This is a genomic window from Armatimonadota bacterium, assembly GCA_016789105.1.
In the GTDB taxonomy this organism is placed as follows: Bacteria; Armatimonadota; Fimbriimonadia; order Fimbriimonadales; family Fimbriimonadaceae; genus UphvI-Ar2.
In genome coordinates, this window is sequence record JAEURN010000002.1 from 189335 (window position 1) to 205248 (window position 15914).

General features: G+C 61.9%; 14 protein-coding genes and 1 riboswitch. Of the genes, 9 read left to right on the forward strand and 5 right to left on the reverse strand.

The features are described 5' to 3' along the window. Positions 1-31 precede the first annotated feature (31 nt). Positions 32-1474, forward strand: a complete 1443-nt coding sequence (locus tag JNM28_01760; GenBank protein ID MBL8067151.1) for a hypothetical protein — start codon at positions 32-34, stop codon at positions 1472-1474. Between the two features lie 40 nt (positions 1475-1514). After that, positions 1515-2255 carry a DUF899 domain-containing protein gene (locus JNM28_01765; GenBank protein MBL8067152.1) on the forward strand — a complete coding sequence of 247 codons (741 nt, stop codon included), beginning with the start codon at positions 1515-1517 and terminating at the stop codon, positions 2253-2255. 292 nt (positions 2256-2547) lie between these two features. On the opposite strand, the gene JNM28_01770 is transcribed toward JNM28_01765, so the two are convergent. Next, positions 2548-3744 carry a homogentisate 1,2-dioxygenase gene (locus JNM28_01770; protein MBL8067153.1) on the reverse strand — a complete coding sequence of 399 codons (1197 nt, stop codon included), beginning with the start codon at positions 3742-3744 and terminating at the stop codon, positions 2548-2550. 120 nt (positions 3745-3864) lie between these two features. Continuing rightward, positions 3865-3940: riboswitch (cyclic di-GMP riboswitch) on the forward strand. A gap of 26 nt (positions 3941-3966) precedes the next feature. Here JNM28_01770 and JNM28_01775 point away from each other — a divergent pair. Continuing rightward, positions 3967-4227, forward strand: coding sequence for a flagellar biosynthesis anti-sigma factor FlgM (locus tag JNM28_01775; GenBank protein ID MBL8067154.1), 261 nt, complete (start codon positions 3967-3969; stop codon positions 4225-4227). 144 nt (positions 4228-4371) lie between these two features. After that, complete coding sequence (locus JNM28_01780; GenBank protein MBL8067155.1) at positions 4372-5919, forward strand: hypothetical protein; 1548 nt, start codon at positions 4372-4374, stop codon at positions 5917-5919. Here the strand turns inward: JNM28_01780 and JNM28_01785 are convergent. The 3 genes from JNM28_01785 to motA all read right to left on the reverse strand — a co-directional run bounded on the left by JNM28_01785 (position 5885) and on the right by motA (position 8058). Beyond that, on the reverse strand, positions 5885-6184 hold the full coding sequence (locus tag JNM28_01785; GenBank protein ID MBL8067156.1) for a hypothetical protein: 300 nt from the start codon (positions 6182-6184) through the stop codon (positions 5885-5887). The genes JNM28_01780 and JNM28_01785 overlap by 35 nt on opposite strands. Positions 6185-6278: 94 nt before the next feature. Further along, a complete protein-coding gene (locus JNM28_01790; protein MBL8067157.1) occupies positions 6279-7199 on the reverse strand; it encodes a flagellar motor protein MotB in 921 nt (306 codons plus the stop codon). A gap of 10 nt (positions 7200-7209) precedes the next feature. Continuing rightward, complete coding sequence (motA, locus tag JNM28_01795) at positions 7210-8058, reverse strand: flagellar motor stator protein MotA (GenBank protein MBL8067158.1); 849 nt, start codon at positions 8056-8058, stop codon at positions 7210-7212. Positions 8059-8181: 123 nt separating this feature from the next. Here motA and mutL point away from each other — a divergent pair, with 123 nt between their 5' ends. Both mutL and ruvC read left to right on the forward strand, forming a co-directional pair. After that, positions 8182-9978, forward strand: a complete 1797-nt coding sequence (gene mutL / locus JNM28_01800; GenBank protein MBL8067159.1) for a DNA mismatch repair endonuclease MutL — start codon at positions 8182-8184, stop codon at positions 9976-9978. Further along, positions 9975-10460: a crossover junction endodeoxyribonuclease RuvC gene (gene ruvC / locus JNM28_01805; protein MBL8067160.1), complete on the forward strand. Its 486-nt coding sequence runs from the start codon at positions 9975-9977 to the stop codon at positions 10458-10460. Before mutL ends, ruvC begins: the two co-directional genes overlap by 4 nt. Here ruvC and JNM28_01810 read toward each other — a convergent pair. Next, complete coding sequence (locus JNM28_01810) at positions 10445-11377, reverse strand: DNA-processing protein DprA (GenBank protein MBL8067161.1); 933 nt, start codon at positions 11375-11377, stop codon at positions 10445-10447. The two genes, ruvC and JNM28_01810, sit on opposite strands and share 16 nt — an antisense overlap. A gap of 37 nt (positions 11378-11414) precedes the next feature. Between JNM28_01810 and JNM28_01815 the strand changes: the two genes are divergently transcribed. From JNM28_01815 to JNM28_01825, 3 genes are read left to right on the forward strand one after another with little or no spacing between them, the layout of a single operon-like run. Continuing rightward, positions 11415-14525: an alpha-mannosidase gene (locus JNM28_01815; GenBank protein MBL8067162.1), complete on the forward strand. Its 3111-nt coding sequence runs from the start codon at positions 11415-11417 to the stop codon at positions 14523-14525. Next, on the forward strand, positions 14522-15574 hold the full coding sequence (locus JNM28_01820; protein MBL8067163.1) for a beta-lactamase family protein: 1053 nt from the start codon (positions 14522-14524) through the stop codon (positions 15572-15574). The genes JNM28_01815 and JNM28_01820 overlap by 4 nt, the downstream gene beginning before the upstream one ends. Next, positions 15571-15879, forward strand: a complete 309-nt coding sequence (locus JNM28_01825) for a hypothetical protein (GenBank protein MBL8067164.1) — start codon at positions 15571-15573, stop codon at positions 15877-15879. Before JNM28_01820 ends, JNM28_01825 begins: the two co-directional genes overlap by 4 nt. Positions 15880-15914: the final 35 nt, after the last annotated feature.

Consider the following 15914-nt stretch of genomic DNA (forward strand, 5'->3'; position numbering starts at 1 on the left):
CCAGTCCGGCGGGAATTCGACTACAATCCCAATGAGGCCGTCTCTTATGCCTGCCACCGGATACATCGCCAAAATCGGACTGGTTTGTTTTGCCGCCGTTTCTGTTGCCGCCATTACGCCACTCCGGCGCGACACCCCGATGTTCACCCAGGACGAGATCCGGGCAATCCAGGCCTTTTGGGGTCAGCCCGGAAGGCATGGCAGCGGCTTCCCGCCATCGGCAGCCCAAAGTGGCCCCTATGCCCCGCGGCAAACCGCCGAAGGCTCCAAATGGCTGCTCGACTACTTCAAGGCCCGGGGCAACGGCGGCAAGATCCTCCCCACCCAAAACCCCGCCGCCACCACCGAACGGCAAGCCATTTGGGATTCTTGGATCGAACAGCGCTACACCTGGGATGAATGGCAAGCCCGCATCAGGTGCTGGGACCTCAACCAAAAGGAAACTGGGCGCGCACTCCCGGGCCCCTCAATGCCCGACGGCCAAACCCCCGCCCAGCCGGGGCCGATCCCAGATGACCTCAAGGCCTTGGCCGGCGAACCACCAGCATTTGTCGCCGCCTTCACCCCCAAGCTCTACACCACCGATTTCGGCGATTTCGTCCACACCGCAGGCGACAACGTTGCCGTGCGGCGCAAATACGCCTATTACCGGTTCCCTGCCGGGATCATGGACGCCGGAACTCCCATGAAAGGCGATGTCAAGGCGCTGGAACCCCTCTTCGCCAAAGCCGGGGTCACCGATTCCCAACTCCGAGTCATGGGGGCGGTTTCTATGCTGGAAGGAGGATTCGACAGCATCAACACCTACGACACGGGCTATGTCAGTGCCGGATTCATCCAGTTCGCCTCCCTTAGCGAGGGGGCCGGGTCGCTTGGGGCCGTCCTATTGGAGATGAAGCAGCACGATCCCAAGGCCTTTCAAAGCGACTTCCGGAGATTCGGGCTCGACGTGACCTCCGACGGGCGGCTTGTCGCCCTCCAACTGGAAACCGGTGAGGAACGGATCGGGCCCGCCGCCAATGCGGAAATCATCAACAACCGGCGGTATGCTAGTGCTTTCGTCCGTGCCGGCCGCCTCAGCCAAGCCTTCCGGATGGCCCAGATCCGGGTCGCCGTCGACCGCTACTACCCGGCCGACGACCTTGTGACCGTCACCGTCGCTGGCTCGCCCCAAACCGCCAAAGTCCGCGACTTCATCAAAACCGAGGCCGGTATGGCTACTTTGATGGATCGCAAAGTCAACACGGGCAAGTTTGGCGACCTCGTCCCTATCTGTGAATCGTTGGCCGCCGATTATGGACTGAGCGATATAAAAGAACTCGCCAAACTCGAATTCCAAATTGTCCGGGCAATGAAATACCGCAAAGACTACATGGATCAGGCGTACACTCTCACCAAGCCGCGCGATCTGGGCTTGACCCGGTCTCGCGGTGGCGACGGGCGCACCCCCCCGCCGGGCAAACGGGGCGGATGACAAGCATCCCTTTGGCGTCACAATAGGGACAACCCGTCCTATGGAAGCCAAGACCCCTACCGCCCACCCCCCGATCGTCAGCTACCAAGAGTGGCGGAGGGCCCGGGTAGACCACCTGGCCAAGGAAAAAGAACTCACCCGGCAGCTCGACCAACTCCAGGCCGAGCGCCGACGCCTGCCGATGCACAAGGTGGAAAAGAACTACCGGTTCACCGGGCCGGAAGGCGAAGTTACCCTCCTCGACCTCTTCGGCATAAACCACACGCTGGTGGTCTACCATTTCATGTTCGACCCTGAATGGGAGCAAGGGTGCCCAGGCTGCACGGCATGGACGGACGGCATCAGCCGGGACACCGTGGATTCGGCCGCCAACCGGGGGATCGGGTACATCCACGTGTCGCGGGCGCCACTGGAAAAACTCCAAGCCTACGCAGAGCAGAAGGGATGGTGGTTGCCCTGGTACTCCTCGCTGGGCAGCGATTTCAACTACGACTTTCAAGCCACTCTGGACGACAGCATCAAAGAACCCGAATACAACTACCGCACCCGCGACGAAGTCGAAGCCGCCCACGGCAAACGCCCGGAGTTCAAAGGAGAAACCCCGGGCCTCAGCGTGTTTCTGCGCGTCGGCGCCGACGTCTACCACACCTACAGCACCTATGAGCGGGGGGTCGAGCCCATGATCCAATCGTATGGTCTGATGGGCTTCACCCCATACGGGCGGCAAGAGGATTGGGAAGACTCGCCGACCGGCTGGCCTCAACGCCCGACTTACGGGTAAGGAACTTGGGGGTGCCATTGGCGGAGCCAGTGCCGTTGCTCCCCTCCCCAAGACTGGGGAGGGTTGGGAGGGGTTGACCTTTCAACCGACAAAGCCCGAACGAAACTAGCCGAACCCCGGGCTTGGCCAAAGCCAATCCCGGGCCACCCTGTTAACGCAGTTCATAGTGCCTCTGGCAAAGCCAGTGCCGTTGCCCCCCTCCCCAAGACTGGGGAGGGTTGGGAGGGGTTGACCTAACTACCCACAGAAGCTATACCCGAACCGCGGGCTTGGCCAGCGGTATGCAAGAGATCTACCGCCCCGGATCGTCCAAGCCATTCCCCTCGGTCGGGGTCTGCCAGCTCTTCCAATAATCCGGATCTTCGATCGCAACCGCATCTGCCGTCAGCTTCAGCGGCTTGAAGGTGTCCATCATCACGGCAAGTTCCTTGGTCTCGGTGTGCGGCATGCTCGCTTCCACCGCGCCCGGCTGCGGCCCGTGCGGGATCCCGAGCGGGTGCAACGTGATCGATCCTTCTTGGATCCCTTTACGTGAACCGAACTTGTCGTTGCAGTAATAGAGCACTTCGTCGGAATCCACGTTGGAGTGGTTGTACGGGATCTTGATCGCCTCGGGGTGGAAATCCAAAATACGCGGGCAGAACGAACACACCACAAACCCACCCGTCGCAAAGGTCTGATGGATCGGCGGCGGCATGTGAAGTTGCCCGGTGATCGGTTGGAAATCGTGGATCGAAAACGCCACCGGATAAACAAAACCATCCCAACCCACAATGTCGAACGGGTGATACGGGAAGGTGTACAGAGTATGCCGCCCACGGGACCGGACAATGACATTGTGGTCGGCCCGGATCTTTTTGGTCACCAGTTCGTGCGGGGGCCGAAAATCGCGCTCGGTAAACGGGGCGTGCTCCATCAATTGCCCGTAGGCGTTCCGGTACCGGCGGGGCGTGGTCACCGGTGTGAAGCTCTCCATCACCACCAAGCGGACGGGATAGGTGTTGAACGACATGCGGTAGATCGTCCCCCGGGGGACGACCACATAGTCCCCCTTGCGGATTTCCACACTGCCGTACATCGACTCCAACATGCCATCGCCATCGTGGACGAAGTAAATCTCATCAGCATCGGCGTTCTTGAAAAACCGGTCTACCGCCATCGGTTCGGCAACCAGCGCCTGGGCCCAGGTGCAATCCCCATTGCCCATGAGGACCTTGCGCCCGGTGACAAAGTCGCCGTGCGGGACGAGTTGCGCGGCTTTGAGGTGCCGGTGCCGCAACGGCTCGTCTTCCAAATAAACCGGCTTCACCGAGCCCATATCCTCCCACGCCTTGACTTCTGTGGGGAGGTTGATGTGGTACATCGTCGTCATCGGGCCGTCAAAGCCGTGGGTGCTGAAGAGCTGTTCGGCATAGAGATTCCCGTCGGCATCACGGAATTGGATGTGCTTTTTGCGGGGCAACTCGCCAAGGGCATGGTAGCGGATCATGGTCTTCTTGACCTCAATGCTACCCGGAGATTTCCCTGGGTCTTTTGGCCTATTTGCTACCTGCTCCCCCTGCAGAACTACGGGCAATACGCCGCTATCCATACCAGGACAACCAGACTTCGGATGAAACGGCACGACAGGTGCGAGCCTGATCACGCAAAGCCACGGATCTCAAGCAGACCGCCGGGTTACCAAACGAATTCCATCGCAGAGGTCAGTTGAATGAAAATCTCCAACCAGCAAATCGAAGAAATCAAAAAAGGGAACCCCGTGTCGCAAACCCAGGTCGACGCCGCCGTCATCCGCCTGACCGATGCAAACTTGATTTCTGAACTCACCGCCAAAGTGAACGAGATGCCCGACCGGGACGAAATGGTCGCCGAACTCAAAGCCAAAATCGAGTCAGGGGCCTATCACCCAACCGGCGAGGAAATCGCCGACACGATGATCCGGCGCGCCATCGCCGACCGCATCACGCAATAAGACCTTTTGAACCAGGACACCCCAATCCATCCTCCACAAAAACGCCCGGCCAGGTTGCCGGGCGTCTTTTGTTGATAGCGGATGTCCTAATTGAAACGTCAGAACGGCTAACCTTGTTATCCTAACCGGGGTCTTCCCCGCCCTATGCCGACCCTGCGACGAGACCCCGACGGCACCTGGACCGTTGTCGAAGACAGCCCGGGACAGTTCAACCCGGTTCCGCTGGCCGTTGCCGCCAGCGTCCTTATCCTTGCCGGAGTCGGGTACCTGGGGTTCAAAGCCGCCACCAGCGGCACGGCAACTGGCGAGCGCCTCACGTATCCGGAGCCTCCCCGCACCCCGGCCACCCGCAAGCCAGAGTCAAACCCCAAGCGCACTCTCCCACCCGTCGCCAAACCGGCCACCCCCAGCCTCAAACCGGAGCCGCGCGCCAAGCCCGCGGCCAAACCCGCGGCCAAACCGGCGGCCGAACCAAAAACTGCCCCGTTGCCGGTTGCGGCCAAACCGGAGCCAGAATCCAAGATGGGAGCCGGCGGGAACCCCATACCCCGATCCAATTCAACGCCGCCCAACAAACAAGAACCGCCGCCCGCCAAACCCACTGAGCCAAAGGAAGCACCCGTGGCAACCCCGCCAACCCGCCGGGAACCCCCTCGCCCCCCTCTGCAAAGGTTCACGCTGCCCCCAAATGGAGAGAGGGCATCCACCTTCGTCCCGCCCCGACGGGATTACGTGCCACCAGTTTATGGACAAATCAGGCTTGGGGCTTTTGCGGGAGAAGCGGCCCACCTAGCGGGGATCACATACATCAGCACCGTCGGCCTTTCCGACCCCGCCCGGTATGCGGAATACCGGGAATCGGTTCACCAGACCTACGGAGTCGATCTGGAGGACATGAACTATTTTTCTTTGGAGGCCAAAGACCTGGACAGTCGGATCCGCAGCTTCCAGGCTTGGCTCCTGATGGCCGGCCGATATGGGGATGTCACGGTCGCCCTTGAACCGCCCTACGACACGAAGTTCGAGGTGTTCCACGATTCCGCGACAATGGCCAAGCTTGCCGTTGCCTTCCAAAGGGCAAAGGAAGCCGGGATCACGGTTTGGATCCGTTTTGCCAGCGAAAGCAACCTTCACGGCTCCAAGTACAGCGTCACCGACAACCCCGATGTGTATCACGATGCGGCGGCCGAATTCAAAGCGCAGATGCCCGACAACGTCAAGCTCGTTTTTTCGCCCCTCATCAACACATTCGTCGCGGGATCGGCCGCCCAGCGGCCGCTCGCCGCCCGGATGTACCTCGGCCAAAGCGGCAAGGTTGTTTGGGATCGCATTGGGGGAACGATCTACCGCACCGACCAACCTTTGGAACCCACCTATCGCGCGTATTACGACTTCATGTCCTCGCTGGATCCCAAAACCCCGTTCCAGATTTGCGAGGTGGGAGGTCCCTATTCGCGACGCCAGGAAACGCTCGCCTTCCTCAAAACCTGCAGCTCCGGTGGTTTCCCACGGTTGGTCAAAGTCAACCTGTTTGCCCGGGACATCAACCGCCGTGCCGACCCGAACGCCGAATTCGGGTTCATCGAACCGAGCCTCAAAAGCCGAGGCTTTGAAAGGGCGGTCGCCACCAAGCGGCCAAGCCTGGCCGCAAGCTTCCTTAAGCCGGTTTTGTCGGCTTCGCGACGGGGTTAACCACCATCACCTGGTCCACAACCCCCACGTACCAGATTCCCGCCTCGCCACCCTTTTGCTCGTGCCAGTCGTACAGGTATCCGTCCACCAGCCGGATGTCGGAGATCCTGCCCATCAGCATGGTTTTGGGCACCATCAGCTCGGCAAGAACCGGGTAGCAGTCGCTGGGGAGCGGGGGCTTCATCAACCGGTAGTCGTCCGTCACGTCCACTACCACCACCCTGGCCAAGTTGTGTTCCCAAAGGTTCCCGTCGATGACCGCCATGCCGCTACGGGTCCAGACGGCAGGGCGGGCCGGTTCGGCGCGGAAAGTTTTGCACTGCCCAGTCTCGATTGGGCGCGGAGTTTGACCAGGCAGTCTAGTGGCCTTCGGATTGAGAACTGGTTTGGGCCTCGCCGATCTTTTTCCGGATCGCATCCCGCGGCCCCGCCGGGTTCACAAAAACACCTTCGACGCTCTCGTCGTGGATCTCGGTCGGCATCTTGACGGTGTCGCCCCGCAAGTATTTGTAGGGGAGCAATACGGTCACCCGGCGGTTGCTGAAGTGGTACGGGTCGTCGGGTTTGCGCAAATCCGTGTCCGCTCGGCCTTCCGCGCCGATGATCTGAGAAGGGCTGATGCCGCTGGCCATCATCAGGCGGCGGACTTCGTTGGCGCGATCGCTGCTCAAATCAAAGTTGTCGTAGCCAGAACCGGGGTACGGGCGGGCGTCGGTATGCCCATCGATCTTCATCGGCCGGCCCGTCTTGGCCAAGACCGGGGCCAGTTTCCGGAACACCAAACGGGCTTGGTCGCGAATGCTGGAGCTGCCAATTTTGAAGAACACTTCCCCCCCGGCCTCGTTTTCAATGAGCTCCAAGACGAGCCCCTCGTTGGTCTGGGAAACCTGCAAGTCGCCGTTCTGGGCCAGCTTTTTGAGGTCTTTGTCCTCGCTGACCGCCTTTTCCAAATCCCGCTGGACGTTGTCCATCGCGGCCTTCTCCTTCATCAGCCCATCGTCGCCGCTTGAATCCTTGGAGTTTTGGAGTGAACGGGGTTGGGCCACCGGGCCAATGCCGACCTTGAACGTGGGGACTGTTTTGTGAAATCCGGTCGGGTCGTTGAAATAGGCGGCAATCGCCTCCTTTTGGTCTTGAGACATGCCCAAGATCCACATGACCATGAAAAAGGCCATCATCGCCGTCACAAAGTCGGCATAGGCCACTTTCCAAGCGCCGCCATGGTGTCCATGGCCGCCCTTTTTGACCTTTTTGACGATGATCGGGGTGCCTTCTTGCATGACCCCTCCTTTATGCCGCCTTCACAGCCTCTTCCAGTTCCACGAACCCGGGCCGGATGCTCGGCTCGATCTGGCGGCGGGCAAATTCGATGCAGGTGATTGGCGATTCGCCGCGGGCAAAGCTGAACAAGGCGTGGCGGATGCAATTCAGATACATCCCTTCGGCCTGGATCTTGGTCGCGATGGATTTGCTCAACGGGGCGCAGATGACATACCCGATGAAGATCCCCATGAACGTCCCGACAAGGGCGGCGGCGACCGAACTCCCGATCACTTCCGGGCCCTCGTTGATCTTGCCCATCGTGATGATAACCCCCAAAACGGCAGCAACAATCCCAACGGCTGGCATCGCGTCGCCGACGGTCTGCAGGGCTTCGGCCGGGCGGTGCTCCTCTTCGTGGGCGATCTCCAAATCCATTTCCATCATTTCGGAAAGGTCGTGAGGGCCAACGGCACCGGTAAGGATCACCTTCAACGTGTCGCAGAAGAAGTGCTCGGCGTGGTGGTTGTTCAAGAAACTTGGGTATTTGCTGATGATCGCGCTTTCTTTCGGGTTTTCCACATGTTGTTCCAGACCGAGGAGCCCTTCCTTCCTGGCCACGTTGAACAACTCGTACATCATCTTAAGGAGTTCGACATAATTCTCTTTGGACGGCGGGGCTTTCAATAGCCCGATCACCGCCTTAATGGTGGCTTGGAACGTCTTAAGTCCAAAGGAGCCCAAAAAGATCCCGAGGGCGGCCCCCACCAAAATGATGATTTCCGTCGGCTGGATGAGGATGCCAATCTGCCCGTGGTGCATGACGTACCCGAGCAGCGTACAGACGATCCCGATGATGATCCCGATGAATGCGAACATGAGTCTCTGGCCCGACGCCGGACGCCGTCCGGCAATTGTGCCGGGGCGCCTACCGGGATTCTCGGCTTGCCGGCTTCCCGACCTTAGCCCGGTTTCTCAGGTTTTGGGACGGGGGGTGCGCCGGTGAGCACCGCGGCCCACCTGGAACCATCCAAGCCGGCCATCCGGCTGCTGGACAACCACACGGTCAACCAAATCGCCGCCGGGGAAGTCGTGGAGCGCCCCGCTTCGGCCGTCAAGGAGCTCGTTGAAAATGCCCTCGATGCCGGCGCAACCCAAATCACGGTTCGCCTTGAAGACGCGGGCCGAACCTTGATCGAAGTCGCCGACAACGGGGCCGGCATGGACAGCGAATCGGCGCGGCTTGCCCTGCTCCGCCATGCAACCAGCAAAATCGTCACGGCCGAAGACCTCAACCGGATCGTCAGCTACGGGTTCCGCGGCGAGGCCCTTCCCTCGATCGCCTCGGTCTCCACCATGACCCTATCGACCTCATCCGATCCCGATGGAGCCCGGGCCGTGCTGCGCGTGGATGGGGGAGAAGTCTCGGAAACCGCCTACGAACCCGGCCCCCAGGGCACCACCGTCCGGGTCGAAGGGCTCTTTGCCGCCGTCCCGGCCCGCCTCAAGTTCCTCAAAACCGACGCGACCGAACTCAACCAATGCGTCGAGGCGGTCAGCCGGTTCGCCGTGTTGCGCCCCGATGTCGCTTTCCGCGTTGAGCACCACGGCACGGCCCTGCTGCGGACAACCGGCTCCGGGGATCCCTTGTCTGCCCTCGCCGAAGTCTGGTCGCCGGAACTGGCGGGTGCCCTGGTGCCGATATCAGCCTCCAACGGCTATGCCACCGTCACCGGGTATGTCAGCCCGCCGCACCTGACTAAGCCAACCCGGGCGATGCAATGGGTTTATGTCAACGGCCGGGTCGTCCGTTCGCGCACCTTAACGGCGGCCCTCGACCAAGCCTACCGCTCGCTGACCCCCGACCGGCGGTACCCCGTGGCCGTCCTCAGCCTCGACATCGACCCCGCGGAACTGGATGTCAATGTTTCTCCGACCAAATCCGAGGTGAAATTCCATCGCGAAGGCGGCGTGTTCGACGCGGTGAGGCGCGGCGTGAAAGATGCCCTGCTCAGCCACGGCATGGTTCCTTCGCTGGCAGGGGTTCAAGCGGCCAACGAGGCCCTGGCGCAATACGCCCAACCCCACCTGGCGGTTTGGCCGGGCAGCGCCTCCGCACTCTCGGTTGCGGCCCAAGCACCAGTCGCCGGCACCGGCTTTGCCCCGGTTGGGGGCGAGGAGGGTGCGACCCCCGGAGCCACGGGGACGACCCTCCCCGACCTGCTCGACGGCCTGCGCATCCTGGGTCAGGTCGACCACACCTTCATCCTGGCCGAGAACCGCCACAGCATCCTGGTGGTGGACCAGCATGTCGCCCACGAACGCATCCTCTATGAAATGCTCTGCAACACCCGGGGTGGGGCGGCCGTGGAACGCCAGCACCTCTTGGAACCGGCCACGATCCCGGTTGGCCGCCGCGTCGCTGCCTTGGTGATTGAACAGTCCGCAGATTTCGCCGCAATGGGCTTTGAAGTCGAGCCGTTCGGGCCCGATTCGCTCTTGGTTCGGACGGTACCGGCCCTCGGCCGGGGCCGCGCCGCCCTCGACGTTTTGCAGGATATGTTGGACGAACTCGCCGACGGCGCCGGCCAGACCAATTGGACGCCGACTCGCGACGATGTGTACATCATGTGCTCCTGCAAAATGGCAATCAAGGCGGGGGATCCCTTGGGCCACGCCGAAATGCAGAAGCTGATCGAGGATCTGGCCCAAACGGAAAATCCTTATCTGTGTCCCCACGGCCGCCCGATCACCATCACCTGGCCCAAAGGCGACATCCGGCGGCGGTTCAAACGGTGAGGGTGGCCGGGATCGACCCGGGGATCGGGCGCTTGGGCTGGGCGGTCGTCGACAAGTGCGGTTCACGGCTCACGGCCGTCGCCTTTGGCCTGATCGAAACTCCGCCCGGCCCCGTCCCCGAACGGCTCCAGGTGATCCACCGAAGTGTTTTGGACGTGTTCCGCTTGCACGGGCCCGACGCCTTGGCCACCGAACGGCTGCTCTTCACCAAGAACCAGACCACCGCCATGGATGTCGCTAAGGCCCTGGGCTGCGTCCTCCTGGCCGGTGCCGAATCCGCGCTCCCCCATACCGAATACTCCCCGCCCGAGATCAAGCTGGCGGTCACCGGCACCGGGTCGGCCGAAAAGAGACAAGTGCAGTTCATGGTCGCCAAGCTGCTGGGGCTGGCCGAAACCCCAAAACCCGACGATGTGGCCGATGCCCTGGCGATCGCGGTTACCCACGCCTTGCGCCACCCGGCCGGTCAGGCGGTCCGGTAGCGGCATACCGGCTCGCGCACCACCCCAAACCCGAAGAGGTCGGGCTGGGCCGCGGCCAAGGGCTGGCGCAAGGCGAACTCCAAACCTGCTTGCCACCCGGGGCCGCAAGACAGACTCACCCCACCCAAAGCGCAGAGGGCCGCGGATGCCGCATCGCCCCAGTCGGCCACGATAACCTGCCCCAACCCCCGGCGCAGGGCGTCGACGGCCCCACCCCAGGTGCCCCCGGCTCCGTAGCGGGCGTGGACCACGACCGCCTGGCGCGACCAGGCGTAGATCAGGCGATTGCGCGCCATGGCCCGCGGGCCCGAGAAGGCGGCATTGGGCGGCCAGGGACTGAGCCGAGCCGAAGCCGACGAAGCATCGGCGCAACCCAACCCGCAGGGGAGGATCTCCACCGAACAACCGCCGCCCGCCGAAACCGCCCCCGCCACCCCCAGGCGATCGGCCCCCCACGCCCCGCCCGAAACCACGCCGCGCCCTGATCCCACCAAAAATGCGCCGATGCCGCGCGCCAGCCGTTGGGCGGGGAGAGGGAGGACGCGCGAGCCCACCACGCCGACAAGGGGCCGCGACGGCAAAGTGCCCGACACCCAAAGGGCCGGCGGGGCTCCGGAGCCCAAAGCATCCAACCAACCGGAGGGGTAACGGGGATCGAAGGGGGTCAACACCCGCCCACATGCAATCAGCGATTCGCCCCACGCCAAGCGGCCGGGCTCCGCCAACAAAGCGGATTCCTCCCACATCCCAGCACGCGACAGCAATCCCGCGGCCCCGGACAGGCTCGCCGCTGGCGCGGCGGCCAGCGCGTCGGCAACCCGCAGCCAGCGCCGAGCCGGCGCCGCCCGCCAAGCATCATCAGGCGTATAAAGGGCGGCAAAAACGCATGCCCCAGCCTGCCAATCTCCCCTTAGCATTACGGCGGAGGATACCTGTATACTCGCCCTCGCCCCCATGGAAAAGCACCCCGGCCAGACCCTGCGCCGCATCCGGCAGTTCATCGACTTCCAACTGAAAGAACTGGTCATTGGCTCCATCGAGCCCCTGCAAGCCGAATTGTGCATCGGGGCCCACCCAGATGCGGATTCTGCCCGGGCGGCCAAAGGGTGGAAGCCCGTCAAAACCGGGGACAGTTGGGGGCCCGCCTACCAAGAAGGGTGGTACCGCGTCACGGGCACCCTGCCAGAACCCCGAGAAGGGCATGCCCCGGTTCTCGTCTACGGGCTCAACCCCCAAATCGCCTGGGAGTACTCCCCAAACGTTGAAGGCACCATCTGGGCCGGCAACCACCCCGTCGGGGGGCTGGATTTCGGCCACGAGTATTTCCGGCTCGACCCAGCGGCCACCGCCATCGACCTCCTCGTCCAGACTTTTGCCCATAACAAGGAAACAACCGTCTTCCGGCCGGAAAAGCCCCGCACCGCCAAGCCCGAAGTCTACAACGGGTTCCACACGGCCCTTCTCGACGAAGAGCGCCTGCAACTGTTTCACGACGCCGAATTCGCCTATGACCTGATCGAAGCCTTCCCCGAAGGCGACCCGTCCGCCGCCCTCATCCTCCGGGCCCTCAACGACGTCTGCAACCAGTTTTCCGAATCGAACCGGCGGACCTGGAAAGACGCCCGCAAGTCCATCAAGGCTGCCCTGGAATCAATCGCCGTCGAACCGCCGCACACGATTCATGCCTTTGGCCATGCCCACCTGGACACGGCCTGGCTTTGGCCGCTCTCGGTCACCCGGCTTAAAATGGCCCACACGACGGCGGTTCAACTCAGCCTGGCCGAACGGTATCCCTCTCACCACTACGTCCACAGCCAAGCCAGCCAATACGAGTGGATCGAAAAGGGCCACCCCGGACTGTTTAAACGCGTCAAAGCCGCCATCAAAGCCGGCAATTGGGAGCCCGTCGGGTCAATGTGGGTTGAGGCCGACTGCAACCTCACCGGGGCCGAAAGCCTCGTCCGCCAGTTCCTCTACGGCCGCAACTATTTCAAAGACAAGCTCGGTGTTGAATGTCTCGACATGTTCTTGCCGGATGTCTTTGGCTATTCCGCCGCTTTGCCCCAAATCCTGCGCAAATTTAACATCGAAGCGTTCCTCACCCAAAAACTGAGTTGGAACCACACCAACAAAATCCCCCACAACACGTTTTGGTGGCAAGGGATCGACGGGAGCAAGGTGTTTGCCCACTTTCCGCCCGCCGACACCTACGTCGCCGACTGCTCTCCCAAGCAGATCGCCCAATCAGTCAAAAACCACCGTGACCACGGCCGATCCGACCGTAGTCTTTACCTTTATGGGTTCGGGGACGGGGGCGGCGGCCCAACCGAATGGCACATCGAGCGGCTCAACCGCGCCAAGCTCGCCCCCGGGCTCCCGATGGTCGAAACCGCGGGCGGTGCCCGGGAGTTCTACCGGGCCGCAATCGACGAGGCGAAGGATCTCCTCACCTGGTCCGGAGAGCTCTACCTAGAAGCCCACCGCGGGACCTACACCAGCCAAGCCGCCTGCAAAGCCGAGAACCGCCGCTGCGAATTTCTGCTCCGCGACGCCGAACTGCTCTGCGCCTTTGAACCCGATTTCCCCAAAGCCTATCCCCAAGAAGAGCTGGAAAAGGCCTGGAAAATCGTCTTGCTCAACCAGTTCCACGACATCATCCCCGGATCGTCGGTCAAGGAAGTCTACGAAGAAGCCGCCCGCGACTATGCCGAAGCCAGCGCTTTGGCCCAAAAATGCCTGGACGGGGCCCTCGCCTCCATTGCCAAGCCTTTTGGGACCGCCGGGCTGGAAAACCCGGCCGCCTTGTTCCACCAAGCCGAACACGAAACCCAAGGCGCAACCGATGCCTTTAACGGGAAAGGCATCCAATCCATAAACTGTGGCGACGAGTGCCTCCCGACCCAAGAAATCGACCTGTGGGGGAAACGCTCGCTCATCTTCGCGATCCCCTCGGCGGCCAGGAACAGCGTCGCATTGGCCGACTTTTCCACGGCGCCAGCCCCCGAAACCAGGCGGCTCAAAGTCAGCAACCGGAAGCTGGAGAACGATGAATGGGTCGTCAGGTTCGATACCCACGGCAACATCACGAGCATTGCCAGCCAAGATGATTCCCCACTGGAATTCATCGTCCCCGGGCGGCTCGCCAACCTGTTCCAACTCCTGGACGACCGGCCGGCTTTTTGGGACGCCTGGGATACCGAGCTTTATGCCCAGGAAACCGCAATCGACCTCGTCCGTAGCACGTCGTTCGAGATCGTCGAACGGGGGCCGGTGCGGGTTGCCGTCGAACTCACCAAACACTTCGGAAAATCCACGATCAAGCAGCGCATTAGCTTGGGGCCCACCCCGGGGATCCGGTTCGACACGTGGGTGGATTGGCACGAATCGCACAAATTCCTCAAAGTGCTCTTTCCCGTCAACGCCAACACCGCCAAAGCGACATGCGAAATCCAATTTGGGCATGTCGAACGGCCAACCCACCGCAACACGAGCTGGGATATGGCTCGGTTCGAAATTTGCGCGCAAAAGTGGGTCGACGTCAGCGAAGGCGGCCATGGAGCTGCCCTCATCAACACCGGCAAGTACGGCCACGACGTCCACGGGGCCGACTTGCGCCTTTCCTTGTTGAGGTCGCCCAAAGCACCGGATCCCACTTGCGATATGGGTGAGCACCGGTTCACCTACGTCTTTTTGCCTCACTTTGACCAAGTGGTGCAAAGCGATGTGGTCGCCGCCGCGTATGCGGTCAACGCCCCCTGCCGCGTGCATCCCCTGGCTGCCCAGAAAGGCGACGCCCAATCGGCCGGGCCCTTCCTCCAAACCACTTCCCGAAGCCTGGTTGTGGAGTCCGTCAAAAAAGCTGAAAAGTCTGGTCACCGTATCGTGCGGCTCTACGAAGCCCACAACTCCCGCGGGGTGGCCACTCTCCATTCTTCGGTGCCGGTCAAACGGGCCTGGCTCTGTGACATGGAAGAAACCCCGCTCAACGAACTCGAAGTTTCCGATGGGGCGGTGCAAATCGGATATCTCCCGTTCGAGATCCTGACCATCGCTCTGGAACAATGATCGCCGCCCTCGCCCTTTTCGTCGCCCAACCCCCGGCCAGCATCAGTCAAGAACTCGAGGCGTTCCGGACGCAGAACCACATCGCCGGGCTCTCCGCCGCGGTGTGGCAGGGGGGCAGGCAGCAATATGCCCAAGCCTTCGGGTTCCGCGACGTGGCCGGAGGCCAAGCGGCGGGGGTCAGCGACCTTTACCGCCTTGCCTCCGTCAGCAAGCCGATCACGGCGATCGGCATGATGTCCCTGGTTGAAGATGGGCGGTTAGAACTCGACAGCCCGGCGGCCAAGTGGCTTAAAGACCTGCCGGCTGGGCACAGCTACACGGTTCGCCAACTCCTTTGCCACACCGCCGGCATCACCCATTACCGGGGCCCATCCGACCCGACTACCGCTTGCTTTGACCACTTCCCGGCCCTGAAGTCGGCCTGCCTTCTGTTCATCCATTCCCCACTCCTTAGCCCGCCGGGGGAAAAATACAGTTACAGCACCCACGGGTACACGCTTGCCGGCGCCGTGCTTGAATCCGCTACGGGCATGCGGTTCGCCAACTACATGAGACGCCGGGTCATGACATACGCCGGGCCCGGGGGTTTGGATTGCGAGAACCTTGCCGAACCCCCAAAACCGAACCGGACGAGTCTCTACCGCGCCAGTCAAAGCGGCCCGGTCGCCGAAACAAAGCGGGAAGACCTCTCCTGGAAATACCCGGGGGGCGGCATGGAGGCAACGGCACCGGGCTTGGCCCGGTTTGGCGATGCCCTTATGGCGGGCAAAGTTGTGAAGCAATCCAGCCTGCAACAGCTGTGGACGCGGCAAAAAACCAATGATGGGAAGGAAATCGGCTATGGCCTGGGGTTCGACATCAACGCCGATGGCACACGCCTGCACACGGGGGCGCAACAAGGGGCAAGGACGGTCTTCTATATCGACCCGGCCAACAAGCTGACAGTCGTCGTGCTTTGCAACACATCGGGGAATTTCGACATGGCAGCCCTAGCCAAAAGCATCGCCGCCCGATATCAGACGCCCCTTTCGGCCAAACTAACCCCATGAGCGAGAACATGGAGAAGTTCCGCCACCTCGACGGCAACATGGCGGTGGTGGATCAGGAATTTGTCAAGATCACTTTTCAACACGGCGACCCTGCCGAAGCCGGAGTCAACGGATGCCGGATCGAAGACGTGATCGACATTCTGGTGGAAAAACTGCTCGACTTCCAAGGCAGAGACCTCACGTGCGAAGAAAATGCCACGGCGCTTTACCACCTCGATTTGGCACGCGAAGCGCTTTTGCTCCGGCGGCGGCGGCGGGAAAACCAAGGCCTGATCGGGCAGCGCGCCAAACATCAAAGCCAGTAAGTCGGCCCACCAGCCCCAATCGTGACCTACATCGA